Raw genomic sequence first — 14,683 nt, forward strand, 5'->3', positions numbered from 1 at the left:
ACACATCGCTGAAATTCTTCGCACCCAACTCTTTCGCCGACCCGTCGCGCACCAACGTCCCGATCAAGCGGTGCACGACCACCGGCTGACACCGCGACAGCATCTCCAACCGCACCAACACCCGCACCACCTCAGGCCCAGCCAACCCGTCCCACGACACCCCAGCCAACACCTCCACCGCACCCTCCACCCCCGCCAGCGCCTCCAGCACTGCCTCCCGACCAGAACTCATACCCCGAAACTAGCCCGCCCCACCGACAACACCGCCGACGCTGCGACACCTGAAACAACAGTGACACAAGTGATTTCGAATTTTGCGTTATCCGTTATCGATGTCAATGATCCATTGGTGTCGCACCGAATAACGGCGACGCTCGCCCGCACTAGCTCGACTCGGGCGGCGACGACCGCGATTCTCCGATCGTCTTCGTCCCCGGCATGACGGATATCGCCGAGGACTACACCCAGGAGATACCCCTCTTCGGTCCCCGGGTCGTGGTGATGGAATTTCGCGGGCGTGGGCGAAGCGCTGCGCCGCTGAGCGGGTACGACTTCCCCGCGCTGTGTGGGAGCGTCGGCACCGTCGTCGATCGGGTAATACCCGGCCGTTCACCTTGTGGCGGCTGGGGAGGCCGAGGTGGGCCCGCTGGCACACCTGGCCGAATTCCAGGATTCACCGCATGACATCTTCCGACCGGACCGCGACCGCTTTCCTGAGCCGGTCCGCGAACACGTCAACCGCGCCGAAAGCTGCTAAACGTACGCCGGCCCCGCCGGCGCTACATCTCGAGCGTTAATTTGCTTGTGCAACAACGCGATCCACGCATTCAGGCCGTCGATAGGCCCGCGTGCCGCGGGGCCACCGACGATGCCGGCGGCCTCCCGCTGCTCCAACAACTCGATGATCCGTTGACAGCGAGTGGCCTCGGCCATCAACTCGCCGACAGGTGCACCGGCCTGGCGGTGTTCGGGCCAGCGGCGGTAGAACGCAGCCGATCCATTCAGCAACAACGTCAGCTCAGATGGGAGCGTCCGGTCCAGCTGGCGCGCCATTCGGGACGCTGCGCTGCCGACTGCGAAGACCACCAGTAGCGAGGTAAGGGTCAGGATCCACCCCCGATAACCATCGCCGGCGGCGGGGTGCGACGCATCCGCGCCCGTGACGCGGGCAGCAATGGCACTCAAGACCTGCCCTGCGAGCGCCAGAGGTTGCATTCGCAAAGTCTATGTCGCGCAGCGGTCACGCACAGAGGATCTCGATAACAGATCGGCTCCCCCGGTGGACCATGTTCCGGACCACTTCGGTGAGCGCGTCGCGGCGAGGGCCATCGCAGCTTTCTGAGCGCACCGATGCTCACCGGTTTCCACCACGCTGCCCACCGGTCGGCGAAGCTATGGCAAGCGGGCTTCGACGAACACGCTTTCCGGTACCGCCCCATCCAGGCTGCTCGGCACAGCCCGGTTGTTGCCCGCCATCAGATCTTCGGCGCCCGTGGCGGTCGTGACGTCCCAGCCGTGCGCTCGCAACCAGTCCACGACCTCGACCCTCTCCTCCTCGTACAGCAAGTTCCCGGACTCGCCGATATCCTTGCCCCCCAACTTTTTTGCAGCCTCGCGGTAGCGCTCCATCTGCTCCGCTCGGCGGGCGAAGCTCTCGGCGCCGAAGAACTCGTTGGTGAAGGCTTCGACCGCGACCCGACTACCCTGGGCACTGAGGGACCGAATGCGCTCGAACAGCAGATCCTGGGCGGCACTGGTGAGGTACGGCAACAATCCCTCCGCCGACCAAGCGGTGGGGGCCGAGATGTCGAAGCCGGCATCCACTAGGGCTTTCGGCCAGTCCTGGCGCAGATCGATGCCGACGCACACCTGCTTGGCAATGGAGGCGACCTCGTGCGCTTCCAAGGTTTGAATCTTGAAGGCCAGCACCTTCGGCTGGTCGATCTCGAACACGACTCTGCCCTCGGGCCACTGCAGCCGCCACGCCCGCGAGTCCAAGCCGGCCGCCAGGATTACTACCTGCTCGATACCGGCAGCCGCGGCATCGAGAAAGAACTCGTCAAAGAACTTCGTCCGAGACGCCGTGTACCCGATCATCGCCTGCATACGCTCGCCGAACTGAGTGTCGAGGTCGGCCAATTCCGCCGCCAGCTCACCATCGAGATAGATTTTCCAGATACCGTCTCCGGCGGCTTCCAGGAAGAGCTGAGCGTAGGGGTCGCTGATCAGCGGGTCGGCACTGTTGGTCTCCGCGGCCCGTCCGCCGGCGACACCCAGTGCGGTTGCCCCCACACTCTCATTGATATCCCACGTGTCGTCGTCAGTCCTGACCATAGGAATTCCCTTCGGCGCCCACTAATTCTACTTAGCCTATCTATCTAGATTAGAGGGTGTGTCAAACTGCCAGGCCGGCGACACAGTCCGGCACGCCGCACCTTTGCCGTGTCCAACCTCGCCGATAGTGACACCGCCCACGATCCATTCACCGCGAAGGTTCGGCAATGACCACATCACGGCTCTTCGCAGCCGCCGCAGCGTCCGCCCTCGTCGTCAGCGGTTCGGTCGCGTGCGCACCCCCCGAGAAGAAGGACTCCGGCGCCAAGACCGAGTCCGGAGTGAATGCCGGCGAAGCCATCTCCGCCCAGGACTTCGGCGGAATGGACAGCCTGGTCACGGCCGGCAAAGCCGAGGGGGCGCTGAATGTCATTGCGTTGCCGCCTGATTGGGCGAACTACAAAGAGGTCATTGATACCTTCTCCAGTAAGTACGGCATCAAGGTGACCTCCGCTCAGCCGGACGCCAACAGCCAGGACGAGATCAACGCCGCCAAGCAGCAGAAGGGCAAGAGCACCGCGCCCGACGTCTTCGATCTGGGCCAGGCGATCGCGTTGGCGAACACCCTCAATGGTGATCCCACCACGGCCAGCGCCGCCGCCAACGGGGTGCTGATGGCCGCAATCGCCAACGGCGGATCTGTCGACGATATCGCGGCCGGCGTGGACTTCTTCGGACGGCTGCACACCGCAGCTAAGTTCGTGCCGGTCGACCCGACGCCGGCGACCATCGAATCCGGCCAGACGCCCGTCGTCATCGACTGGGATTACCTGAATTCGGCTGAGACAAAGAAGATCCCGACCTGGAAGGTGTTCGTACCGTCGAACGCGCTCGTCGGCGCCTACTACTTCCAGGCGATCAACAAAGACGGTCGCCACCCCGCCGCGGCCCGGTTGTGGCAGGAGTTCCTTTTCAGCGACGAGGGCCAGAACCTCTATCTGAAGGGCCTCGCCCGTCCGGTCCGCGCCGACGCCATGACCACGGCCGACACCATCGACAAGACGGCGCTGGGCGCGCTGCCCGCGGTCCAGGGCACACCGGTGGTCCCGACCGACGCGCAGAGCAAGAGCATCGCGGAGTACCTCGACACCAACTGGGCCAAGGCCGTCAACTAGGCCCGATGACGATGTCACCGTCCATCAGCGGGGCAACGAACTGCCGGTGCAGCATCGCGTGGATGCCCGCCTTCTCGACCAGACGGTCGGCAACCAGCTTGAAACCCTCGGAGTCCAGCTCGTAGGACAGCGACTGACTTTCGGGCACTGCCGCGCCCATCTCCTTGGCGCGCTACTCCAATTCCCAGCCGATGCCGCCGGCTTCGATCGTCTGCTCGCGGCGATACCATGCGAAGCCCTCGACGCCGACCGTGGTGATGTTGCCGCCGAAGCAGCCGAACCGTTCGACCAGGGCCACGTTGACACCGGCCCGCGCGGCGGCCAACGCTGCAGCCAGCCCACCCGGTCCCGAACCGACGACCAGCACATCTGTTTCGTGGATGACGTCGATCTCGCGACTCGGTTCAGTGACAGTTCAGGGGTAGGCCGACATGGTGCGGGATACTAGCCGTTGCGCATGACTATCAATCAAAGCTCGGTAACGCACAATCGACGCATGCAACTGTCGGCGATGACCGAGGCAGCAACCCGGTTCCTCATCGACGCCGACCCAGGCCGGTTGCGCCTGCGCAACGCCGCGGCAACGACGCTGGCGCTGGTTCTCGCGATGGTCGCGCTGCTCACGTTCATCCGCGTTGCCGACCAGCCCGTCACAGTAGCCATGCTCGGGACGATCGTCGCCATGCAGTCGTCGGCGGCGGTGAAGGACCGCCAGCAGCGCAGCCGGGTCGTCACCACTGTGCTGTTGTTCTTCCCCGCAGTGGGCGCGGTGTCGCTGGCCTCAGTGCTGTCCCAGTTCGGCAAGGTCGCCGACGTCGGCTTCATCGCGGTGCTCTTCGGGGCCGTCTGGGTCCGGCGGTTCGGACCCCGGGGCAATGCGCTGGGGATGGTCGCCTTCATCTCCTATTTCTTCGCGCTGTTCCTGCGGGCCGCGCCCCACCAGATCCCGATCCTGTCCGTCGCCATCGTCGTCGGGCTGAGCGCTTCACTGCTCGTGCGGACGCTGGTCTTTCCTGATCGGCCGCGGGTTGAGGTGCGCAGACTGGTCCGCGCACTTCGCTCCGCGTCGAGTTCGGTGCTCGAGGTCGTGACCAATCGCAACGATCACGATCTGACGGTATTGCGACGGAGGCTGGATCGTCTGGGCGAAACGGCACTGATGATCGACGATTGGCTCGATCGTCACGACGCCGCGCAATCGCTGAGCATCACCAGCGAGGACCTGGCAATGCGGGTCTTCGACGCGCAGATATCGATGGAACAACTGGCCAGTCTGCTGTGGTCGATCGAACCGGGTGCCACGTGGCCCAGCGGACTCGACGACGCAGTCGCCTCGGTGCGAATCTGCTTGCAGAACCGTCCGCCAGAAGACGATCTGCGTGCTGCGCGGAAGAGGGCGGCCGCTGCTGCTGACCGTGCGGATCTGGCTGTCGCGGAAGGTATTGCGACGGTGGTCGCCTATCGCGTCGTGCAGGCGAACCTGGCCATTCACCACATCACCACCAACGCGTTGGGCGTCGCCGACGCTGACACCGACCAGGCCGCCGAGCCGGAAGCGAAGACCACGCCGGAGGCCGAGGACTCCGGACTGAACCCCAGTACCAAAGCCGCCATCCAGGTGGCGGTCGCCACCAGCGCTGCCACCCTGCTGGGTGAACTGATCTCACCGGATCGTTGGTACTGGGCAGTGCTGACGGCCTTCCTCGTCTTCACGGGCGTCTCGACGCGCGGTGAGATCCTGACCCGCGCCGGGCACCGCATCGTCGGCACCGTCGCCGGGGTGGTGGCGGGCGTGGCTCTGGCCACGGTGGTCGGAAACAACCAGCCGGTGCAGATCGTCCTGTTGGTGGTCTGTGTGTTCTGCGCGTTCTATCTGGTCACCGTCGCCTACGCCTGGCTGACCTTCTTCGTGACCGTATTGCTGGCGATGCTGTACGGATTGCTCGGCGACTTCAGCGTGAAGGTTCTGGAGCTGCGCATCGCGGAGACCGCAGCCGGTGGCATCGTCGGCATCGCGTCGGCGTATTTCATTTTCTCGACGGGGACCCGCGACACCTTCGTCGAGAAGGTGAACGACTACCTCGACGAGATGATCGACCTGATCAACGCCGGCATCGAATCCGTAGTCGCGCCGGGGGGCGAAACCGATCTCGTCGCCGAGACGAGGCGGCTCGACAACGCCCTGCAGGACGTTGTCACTGCGGGCAAACCCTTGCAGATGGGACCGGCAGTGCGCAGCCGCCGCGGTGTGCGACGGCTGCTGCGCGGGCTCCAGGTGAGCAACCGGTCGGCACACGCGCTGGCGCGCGCAGGCGTCAACGCCGCGAGGGCGGGGGCTGACGCCGCTCCCCCGGACGCCACTGCGGCCGCACTGCGCGATGCCGCCGCTCACGTCTGCGGCACCATCACCGCGGTGAAGGACATCGTCGCAGGGGTGGATGGCGATCCGCCGGAAAAGACAACGGAGACGATGATCCTGGACGTGACCGGATCCTCGGATATCCCACCGGGACCCGTGCGCGGCGCCATCCGGGCGCTGAGCAATCTCGATCGCGCTCTCCTCGAGGTCACCACCCGGGCCTACCCGCGAGAAGTCACACGTTGACACGTTCACAGCCGACATGTGAGGCTGCCCGGGTGTTGAGCCCTGTGGAGTTCCAATCCGGAAAGGCGGCCCAGAAATGACCGACCCAGCGACCATCGTCGTCGCTCCGGACTCGTTCAAGGGCACGATGTCTGCCGATGAGGTGGCTGAGGCTGTTGCCGCGGGGGTACGGGGCGCCGGGGCCAGCCCGGTGGTCGTGGCCCTCGCGGACGGCGGCGAGGGTACCGGACAGGCGCTTCGTAACGCTTTGTCCGCCAAGCTCATCACGGTCCCCACCACCGGACCGCTGGGTCAGCCGATGGACGGATCGATACTTCTCTCCCACGACGGAACGATCGCCGTGGTTGAGACTGCGACCGCTACCGGGCTACACATGAGCTCGCCGACACCGGCCAACGCCGAGGCTGCCACAACCTACGGGACCGGCGTCTTGATCTCGGCGGCAGCAGCCGCCGGCGCATCGGAGATCTGGGTCGGGGTGGGTGGTAGCGCAAGCACGGACGGGGGCCGGGGGGCGATCGAGGCGATCGCCGACGGCGGTGGATTGGGCAGCGCCAAGCTGACCGTTCTCTGCGACGTGTCCACTCTCTACACCGACGCCGCGCCGATTTTCGGGCCGCAGAAGGGCGCGGACCCGAACACCGTGGCGCGCCTGGAACGCTTACTCACCGAGTTCGCCCAGCAACTCCCCCGCGATCCCCGGTCGATACCGCGATCGGGCGCGGCCGGAGGTTTATCAGGAGCGTTGTGGGCAGTCCATGACGCGCGTCTCGTCTCCGGAATAGATCACGTCCTGGACCTCGTAAAGTTTGACGAAATACTCAGTGGCGCAGACGCAGTCATCACCGGAGAAGGTCGGTTGGACGCTCAGACCGCACACGGCAAAGTCATCTCCGGTGTCACCGAGCGGGCACTGCGACACGCCACACCGGTATGGGCGCTGGTCGGGCGCTGCGACGTGACCGACGAGGAACGTCGTGCGCTGCATATCACCACCGTCGCGGAGGCAGGGAATCCCACTGCGCTACGCGAGGCCGCCCGGGCAATGACCGCGGCAGCATTCGGCTAAGCGTAGCCATCCTGCACACCTGAGCCGCCGTACCTACGGCGAACGCCTGAAACTTCTTGCCCGGCAGGATAGTTCACCGTGCGCGGAGATCAGCACAAATAGGCAGATCCACGCCGCCTCTTCTGCGCGGTAAGCGCGGCTGGCACAACACTTCAGCAAATTCCGCGACGATCCAGGGGCCGCGCCCGAGACTGCGGGAGGACTCCGGGGGTGTTGACGTGCCCCGCCGACCACTCTATGGTCTGAGTCACACATCCACATTATGGAGGCGGAGCCCACATTATGGAGATCCCAGGAGCGCAGAGCGCGTACCGGGTCTTGGACATCCTCACCGAGGTATCCGTCAACCCGCGCGGATCGACCGCCGGCGAAATCGCCCGCAAGGTCGACGTGACCGCGCCGACGGCTCATCGGCTGCTGAAGGTCCTGTGTGATCGTGGCTTCACCGTGCAGAACGAATCCGGCAAGTACGTGCCCGGACCACAGCTTCGAGTCCTCGCCGGCGACGGCGTCGACCACGCCACCCTCAACGACATAGGCCAGCCGCTGCTGGCCAAACTGCGCGACGACGCGTCGGAAACAGTGTTTCTCGCGGTTCGCGAGGGATTGCAGTTGACCTATCTGGTCGTGATGACGGCATCCCACTCGGTGCAGATGTATGGCGAACGAGGCCAACAGATTCCGCTGCATGCCACCAGCCAGGGAAAGGTCATCTTGGCCTTCCTCCCGCCCGGCGTCGGTGAGCGGATCATCGACCAGCTGGAGCTCCCCCGCTTCACGCCATCCACCATCACCTCGGCGGTCGAGCTGCACGAAACTATGTACGAGGTTCGACGGGACGGCTATGCGCTGAACCTCGAGGAACGCGAGCTCGGCGTCCGCTCGGTGGCAGCCCCCGTTCTGGACGCGGCCGGGAACGTCGTCGCCTCGGTATGTGTCGGCGGCCCGATCTTCCGGGTCACCGAAGAGGACTTGCGCGGCCGATTGGCCGAGCTGGTCACCGCCACCGCCAAGGCGATCAGCGCTGAACTGCTGCGCAGGAGCGATCCCGGTGCCCAGAGCACAGATCGAGCCGCGCAATGAACATGCCGACCATGCGCACCATCGACGACATGCGGATCGGGTCCACCGCGTCCCACGGCGCGCTGATCGATACCGAGATGGTCACCGCTTACGCCGCGATGAGCGGCGACCACAACCCCATCCACGAAGACGAGGCCTACGCCGGAAAAACACGGTTCGCCAGACCCGTTGCGCATGGGCTGCTCGTCGGCAGCTTCATCCAGACCGCACTGACCAAACTCGTTGCACCGGGCGGGGTGTCGACGAGCTACCAGCTCGACCTGGTGGGCCCGGCATTCGTCGGGACCACCGTCACCGCCAGCGCCACCTGCACGCAGCTCGACACGGTGACCCGCCGGGCCACCTTCACCACCACCGTCGTCGACGACAACACCCAGACGAAATTGATCACCGGAACCGCCGTCGTCGCGTTCCCCAAAGGAGAGAAGCGATGAGCCCTATCCGCAAAGCCCTGCCGACCCTGGTCTGCGCCGCCACCGCGCTGGCGATGTCCGCCTGCAGCAGCAGCGTCGACAACAATGCCGACCCGACGGCAGCTTCGGCGACCGATATCAGCGTCGACGACGGCGGCTGCACCAAGAACCACGACGCCATCGCCAAGGCTCAACAGACACTGGCGAACAACCTCTACGGTATCGCCGCCGAGCAGTCCGACAAGGGAACCAACACCAACCCCGACCCGAAAGGCGCGGGAGATCCCATCACACTGACCTTTTCGATCGAAGGCCTGAGCCACCCGTTCCTAGTCAAGCAAAAACAACTCGCCGAGGAAGCCGCTGCGCGCAACGGCGTGAAGATCAACGTCGTCAGCGCCAATGACGATGTCAATCAACAGTTCAACGACCTTCAGACCGCGATCGCGCAGGGCACCGACGCGTTGATGATGATGCCGGCCAACACCGAAGGGCTCGGCGCGGTGTTGTCGCAAGCCGAGACCGCGAAAATCCCCTACTTCTTCACCCAGAAGGGGATGCTCGGCGTCAAGCCGGCATCCCAGGTGCTCGCCCCTTACGCCAACGAGGGCAAGATGCTCGGCGAGTGGGTGGTCGACCACTACAAAGGCCGCTCGGACGTGAACGTCGCGATCATCTCCGGCATCCCCGGTGACGCCTCCAGTGATGCCCGCGTCAACGCGTTCGCCCTGCCGCTGCTGCGCGCCTGCACCTTCAACATCGTCGCTAACCAACCCGGCAACTACCGACGGGGAGATTCGGAGAAGGCCGCGCAGAACATGCTGTCCGCCAATCCCAACGTCGATCTGGTGGTCGGCGCCAACGACGAGGCAGCTCTCGGTGGCTTGTCCGCGCTGCAGTCGGCGGGTCGCACAGGCGTCGATGTCGTCGGGATGGACGGTGAGACAGACATGTTCACCGCCATCAAGAACGGGCAGGCGCTCGCGACAGTGATCCACAAGCCCACCGCGGGCATCGTTGTCGACGAGGCCGTCAAGTATCTGCGGGGCGAGCCGGTGCCCGAGTTCAAAGTCCTGCCTGAGGATCTCGTGACCAAAGAGACGATCGACGCAGGTAGCGCCGAACCCGCGTTCTGATCTGTCCCACCCATCCACTGCACCGTCCCAGCCACGGCGCAACGGTCTTAGGAGTAGCCATGACCACAACATCGGCCAGGCCGCCGCAGACGGGATCCGTTGCGCCGGCGGCCAGGGTAGGAATTCTGCACAACCGCAAGGTGAAGCAGCTCGCCCAACTCGGGCCGGTCGTCGCGCTGGTTCTCTTGGCAGCGTTCTTCGCCGTCCAGGCACCGCAATTCACCACCGCGGGTAACCTCACCAACGTCCTGCAACAAGTGTCGATCACGGCAGTGGCCGCCGTCGGGGCCACCGTGGTCATCTTGGTGGCGGGTATCGATCTCTCAGTCGGTTCGGTGGTCGCCCTCACCGGTAGCGTCGCTGCGCTCTACCTCCAGCACGCCACTCTCGGGGCTGGTATGTCCGCAGTCGTCGCGGTCATCATCAGCCTGGTGGTCGGCACCGGGTGCGGGCTGCTCAACGGCTTGCTGGTCACCATGGCCAAAGTGCCGGCATTCATCGCGACACTGGCCACGTTGACGGCGCTGCGTGGCATCGCCCTGCTCATCACCAACAGCTATCCGATCTCGATCAAGAACACCTCCTTCACCCAGATCGGGCTCGGCAAGATCGGTCCGGTACCCATCCCGGTCATCATCATGGCAGCCACCTTCGCGGTGGGCTATGTGATCCTGCACCGACTGAAGATCGGCCGGCGTATCTACGCGGTCGGCGGAAACCGGCATGCCGCACGGCTGTCCGGGATCCGGGTCTCACGAGTCCTGTTGTTCGCGTTCACCTTTGCCGGGTTATGCGCTGGGGTCGCATCCCTCATCCTGACCGCCAAACTGTCCTCGGGCCAACCGGCAGGCAGTGTCGGTTTCGAGCTCGACGTGATCGCTGCCGTGGTGGTCGGCGGCACCAGCCTCTTCGGGGGACGAGGCCGGCTGGCCGGCACCTTCCTCGGAGCCCTGGTGATCGCGGTACTGGGCAACGGCCTGACGCTGATGAATGTGCCGTTCTACTGGCAGCAGATCGTCACCGGCGCTGTCGTCGTCGCCGCGGTCGTGCTCGACCGGGCCACCCGCGGGGAGCCGGGCGAATGACCCTCGCCGCCGCACCGCCTCGAGCCGCAATTCTCGAAGCCAACAGTGTTTCCAAGCACTACGCCGGCGTCGCGGCACTCAGCGATGTGTCACTCACGTTGGAGCCCGGCAAGATTCACGCACTGGTCGGCGAGAACGGAGCCGGTAAGTCCACGCTGTCGAAAATCCTGTCCGGGTTCGAGTCAGCGGACAGCGGGACCATCCTGCTCGACGGCGAACAGGTGCACCCCCGCAACCCGTCGCAGGCCGCGAGCCTGGGTATCGCGATCGTGCACCAGGAACTGTCTGTGATCGGATCGGTCTCGGTGGCAGACAACGTCCTGGTCAACGCGGAACCATCGCGCTGGGGATTCCTCGACCGGCGAGCGCTGATCGAGCAGGCCAGAACCCACCTGACCCGCGTCGGGCTCGACATCGATCCCCGCCGACCGGCCAGCGACCTGTCCATCGCCGAGCAACAGCTCGTCGAAATCGCCAGGATTCTCTCGCTCAACGCGCGCGTGGTCTTCTTCGACGAACCGACTTCATCACTGCCGCACGATGATTCACTCAGACTGCTATCCCTGCTGCGGGATCTGCGCGACGCGGGGACCGCGGTGGTGCTGATCAGCCACGATCTGCCCGAAGTACTCGAATATGCCGACACCATCACGGTCCTGCGTGACGGCATCCACATCATCACCGCGCCCGCTGCGGAATTCACCGAAGAGTCGTTGATCAAACAGATGATCGGCCGCGACATCGACGCCCTTTATCACGGCCACAACACGGCGACAGCCGCTACGCAGGCGCCGATCCTGCGCGTCGAGAACATCAGTGCCCCCGGAGTGGTCTCCGCCTCGCTGCACGTCAGCCCCGGTGAAATCCTCGGCATCGGCGGACTGGTCGGCAGCGGCCGAACCGAGCTGCTGGCGGCGATCTTCGGAGCGGCTCGAGTCACCGCGGGCGCCATGAGTTACGACGGACGTCCGCACAGGCCGGCGCACCCGCACTCCGCGCTTGGGGCCGGAATCGCCCTGGTACCCGAGGACCGGAAGAACCAGGGCCTGCATCTGGGGATGTCGATCAGCTCCAACATCGAATTGGCCAGCCTCAACGACATGAGCACCGGGCCATGGCTACGTCCGCGGCGCGGAAAGCGCATCGTCGAGCACTTCTTCAAGGAGCTGCGGATCAAAGCGGCGAGCCCTTCATTACCGGTCGGTGCGCTGTCGGGCGGCAACCAGCAGAAAGTCGCGCTCGCCAAGGTCCTGGCCACCAAGCCCCGCGTCCTGCTTCTCGACGAACCGACCCGCGGCATCGACGTCGGCGCCAAAGCCGAAGTGCACCGGCTCATCCGCGGTCTCGCCGACGAAGGCATGGCGATCATCATGGTGTCGTCGGTGCTGCCTGAACTGCTCGGCGCCGCGGACCGCATCGTGGTCATGCGCGGCGGACGGACCGTCGGCGAGCTCGGCCGCGGCGAGGCGAACGAAGAGTCCGTGATGAAGCTGGCATTCCAGGGTGGAGCCGGCGATGACTGACCGCGTCGCGGTACTCACCGGAGCCGAAGGGGGCCTCGGACAAGCCGTGGCCCAACGTCTGGGCAGGGACGGTTTCAGTCTGATCCTGGGACATCGTCCCGGCAGCGAGATCACCTCAAACCACTCACTCGAACGGGCGATGCCGGTGCCGGCAGACGTCACGTCCGAAGCCGACATGCGACACCTGGTCGATACTGCAGTGAGCCGGCACGGTCGCGTCGATGTCCTGGTCACCCTCGCCGGGGTGATGGAACAGAAATTCCTGCCCGAACTTGACCTGGCCACCTGGAACCAGACTTTGGCGGTCAACCTGACCGGAACGTTCCTGGCCGTCACCGCGGCGGCCGACGAACTCCGCAAGACCCGCGGCGCGGTGGTCACGATCGGCAGCCAGCTCGGTTACACCGGCGGTCTGAACTGCGCCGCCTACAGTGCCTCCAAGGCCGGCGTCGGCGGGCTCACCAGGGCGCTGGCCCGCGAGTTGGGCCCCGACGTGCGGGTCAACTGTGTCGCACCAGGGCCCATCGAAACTCCGATGACCGCCGCGCACGCCACCCCCGAGTGGAGCGAAACGAAAACCCGTCAACTTGTCATGCACCGCTTCGGCACCGCCGACGAAGTCGCGACTGCCGTCTCCTGGCTCGCCGGCCAGGAAACGAGCTTTGTCACCGGGCAGACAATCAACGTCAACGGCGGAGGAGTAATGCCATGAGACTCAGCAAGCTGATCGCACCCGAATTTCTTTCTGCCCGTGAGGCCGTCGACCGTATCCCCGATCGCGGCTGCCTCCTGGTGGAAGCTTCCGGCGGCGGCGTGATCGAACCGACCGCGTTACTCGCCGCGTTGGCCGAGCGATACCGCCACACCGCCGCACCGTCGGAACTGTCGGTGTATTTCTGCAGCGGCATCGGTGACCGCAACGGCTCGGGCATGGATGTCCTGGCCCTGCCGGGACTGATCCGCAGCGCCGTCGCCGGGCACTGGGCGATGACCCCCGGATTGTCGAAAATGGCGCACGACGGCGATATCGAGGCCTACAACCTCCCGCAGGGAGTGCTGGCACAGCTACTGCGCGAAAGTGGCGCCAAACGCCCCGGACTGATCACCAAAGTCGGACTCGGCACCTTCTGCGACCCCCGCCAAGGTGGCGGCAAGCTCAATACCGCGACCACCGCCGACCTTGTCGAGGTGCTCTCTCTGCACGGCGAGGAGTACCTTTTCTATCCCAGCCCGTCCTTCGACGTCGCCTTCATCCGCGGTACCACCGCAGACGAGAACGGCAACCTCACCCTCGAACACGAAACCGCCAAACTTGGCGTCCTGGCGGCCGCGACTGCCGCCAGAAACAGCGGTGGCCTGGTCATCGCTCAAGTCAAGCGGATCGCAGGCGCGCATACCCTCAACGCGAAAAGCGTTGTAGTACCGGGCCATTTGATCGACATCGTCGTCCTCGACGAGAATCAACGGCAGACTGCCATCAACGATTACAACCCTGCCTTTTCTGGAGAGGTCTACGTACCATTCGGGCGTTCACCAGCAATGGCACTCAGTGAACGCAAAGTCGTCGCGCGGCGCGCCCTCGATGAAATCGAACCCGCATCGGTGGTCAACCTCGGCGTCGGCATGGCCGACGGGGTGGCCACCGCGGCCCTGGAAGAAGGCCGGCTCAAGGACATCACTCTCACCGTCGAACAGGGCATGATCGGCGGCGTCCCGGAGCGCGGCGTCATCTTCGGGGTTTCCTGGAACCCCGAAGCCGTCATCGACCACTCCGCACAGTTCGACTTCTACGACGGCGGTGGGCTCGACGTCACCTGCCTCGGCTTCGCCGAAGTCGACCGCGACGGCAACGTCAACTCCTCGCTGGTCGACGGGCGCATTTTCGGGGCAGGCGGTTTCATCAACATTTCCCAGGCCGCCAAGAAGGTGGTGTTCTGCGGCTCACTGACGGCAGGTGGGTTGCGGACCGACCTGTCCGAAGGACGCCTACGGGTGACCACCGAGGGCAGACACCACAAGTTCATCCAGCAGGTTCGCCAGGTCACGTTCAATGCGCAGCTGGCCCGCCAACGCGGCCAGGAGGTCGTCTATGTCACCGAGCGTGCGGTATTCGTTCTCGGCGACGAGGGCCCAGTCCTGGTCGAGGTCGCTCCCGGCTGGACCGCGGACCAGATCATCGCCCTGATGGATTTCGAACCCAAACGCGCCGACGAGATTCGGTCGATGTCGGCGTCACTGTTCGCCGAACACCGCACGCCGGGCACCCCACCCCCACCGCCGATCGCCAATGCCGACGGTTCGATCAAGAAGGAGCACTGAT

14 protein-coding genes and 1 pseudogene are annotated in these 14,683 nt (G+C 65.0%); 10 read left to right on the top strand and 5 right to left on the bottom strand.

What is annotated here, in order from left to right; translation table 11 throughout:
- The 3 genes and pseudogenes from H7J73_RS23950 to H7J73_RS23965 all read right to left on the bottom strand — a co-directional run.
- A pseudogene (locus H7J73_RS23950) lies at positions 1-232 on the bottom strand (hypothetical protein); the annotation flags it as partial.
- 521 nt (positions 233-753) lie between these two features.
- Positions 754-1,215, bottom strand: a complete 462-nt coding sequence (locus H7J73_RS23960; protein WP_264070224.1) for a hypothetical protein — start codon at positions 1,213-1,215, stop codon at positions 754-756.
- Between the two features lie 177 nt (positions 1,216-1,392).
- Positions 1,393-2,334, bottom strand: a complete 942-nt coding sequence (locus H7J73_RS23965) for a class I SAM-dependent methyltransferase (RefSeq protein ID WP_264070225.1) — start codon at positions 2,332-2,334, stop codon at positions 1,393-1,395.
- Between the two features lie 167 nt (positions 2,335-2,501).
- On the opposite strand from H7J73_RS23965, the gene H7J73_RS23970 reads away from it, so the two are divergent.
- On the top strand, positions 2,502-3,449 hold the full coding sequence (locus H7J73_RS23970; protein WP_264070226.1) for an ABC transporter substrate-binding protein: 948 nt from the start codon (positions 2,502-2,504) through the stop codon (positions 3,447-3,449).
- Here H7J73_RS23970 and H7J73_RS23975 read toward each other — a convergent pair.
- Complete coding sequence (locus H7J73_RS23975; protein ID WP_264070227.1) at positions 3,442-3,609, bottom strand: hypothetical protein; 168 nt, start codon at positions 3,607-3,609, stop codon at positions 3,442-3,444. The genes H7J73_RS23970 and H7J73_RS23975 overlap by 8 nt on opposite strands.
- A gap of 12 nt (positions 3,610-3,621) precedes the next feature.
- Entirely contained in the window at positions 3,622-3,840 is a 219-nt protein-coding gene (locus tag H7J73_RS23980; protein WP_264070330.1) for an FAD-dependent oxidoreductase, read from the bottom strand.
- Between the two features lie 105 nt (positions 3,841-3,945).
- Here H7J73_RS23980 and H7J73_RS23985 point away from each other — a divergent pair, with 105 nt between their 5' ends.
- The 9 genes from H7J73_RS23985 (at position 3,946) to H7J73_RS24025 (ending at position 14,682) form a co-directional block, all read left to right on the top strand.
- The gene (locus H7J73_RS23985) at positions 3,946-6,054 is read left to right on the top strand and encodes an FUSC family protein (protein ID WP_264070228.1); all 2,109 of its coding nucleotides are present in this window, start codon (positions 3,946-3,948) and stop codon (positions 6,052-6,054) included.
- A gap of 76 nt (positions 6,055-6,130) precedes the next feature.
- Entirely contained in the window at positions 6,131-7,123 is a 993-nt protein-coding gene (locus H7J73_RS23990; RefSeq protein ID WP_264070229.1) for a glycerate kinase, read from the top strand.
- Positions 7,124-7,405: 282 nt separating this feature from the next.
- Positions 7,406-8,206 carry an IclR family transcriptional regulator gene (locus H7J73_RS23995; RefSeq protein WP_264070230.1) on the top strand — a complete coding sequence of 267 codons (801 nt, stop codon included), beginning with the start codon at positions 7,406-7,408 and terminating at the stop codon, positions 8,204-8,206.
- Entirely contained in the window at positions 8,203-8,640 is a 438-nt protein-coding gene (locus tag H7J73_RS24000; RefSeq protein ID WP_264070231.1) for a MaoC/PaaZ C-terminal domain-containing protein, read from the top strand. The genes H7J73_RS23995 and H7J73_RS24000 overlap by 4 nt, the downstream gene beginning before the upstream one ends.
- A complete protein-coding gene (locus tag H7J73_RS24005; RefSeq protein ID WP_264070232.1) occupies positions 8,637-9,755 on the top strand; it encodes a substrate-binding domain-containing protein in 1,119 nt (372 codons plus the stop codon). The genes H7J73_RS24000 and H7J73_RS24005 overlap by 4 nt, the downstream gene beginning before the upstream one ends.
- 59 nt (positions 9,756-9,814) lie before the next feature.
- Positions 9,815-10,840 carry an ABC transporter permease gene (locus tag H7J73_RS24010; RefSeq protein ID WP_264070233.1) on the top strand — a complete coding sequence of 342 codons (1,026 nt, stop codon included), beginning with the start codon at positions 9,815-9,817 and terminating at the stop codon, positions 10,838-10,840.
- Positions 10,837-12,363, top strand: a complete 1,527-nt coding sequence (locus H7J73_RS24015; RefSeq protein WP_264070234.1) for a sugar ABC transporter ATP-binding protein — start codon at positions 10,837-10,839, stop codon at positions 12,361-12,363. The genes H7J73_RS24010 and H7J73_RS24015 overlap by 4 nt, the downstream gene beginning before the upstream one ends.
- Positions 12,356-13,075 carry an SDR family oxidoreductase gene (locus H7J73_RS24020; RefSeq protein WP_264070235.1) on the top strand — a complete coding sequence of 240 codons (720 nt, stop codon included), beginning with the start codon at positions 12,356-12,358 and terminating at the stop codon, positions 13,073-13,075. Before H7J73_RS24015 ends, H7J73_RS24020 begins: the two co-directional genes overlap by 8 nt.
- Positions 13,072-14,682, top strand: coding sequence for an acyl CoA:acetate/3-ketoacid CoA transferase (locus tag H7J73_RS24025; RefSeq protein ID WP_264070236.1), 1,611 nt, complete (start codon positions 13,072-13,074; stop codon positions 14,680-14,682). Before H7J73_RS24020 ends, H7J73_RS24025 begins: the two co-directional genes overlap by 4 nt.
- The last annotated feature ends 1 nt before the right edge of the window (position 14,683 follow it).

Source organism: Mycolicibacterium komossense (assembly GCF_025822605.1).
Lineage (GTDB): Bacteria > Actinomycetota > Actinomycetes > Mycobacteriales > Mycobacteriaceae > Mycobacterium > Mycobacterium komossense.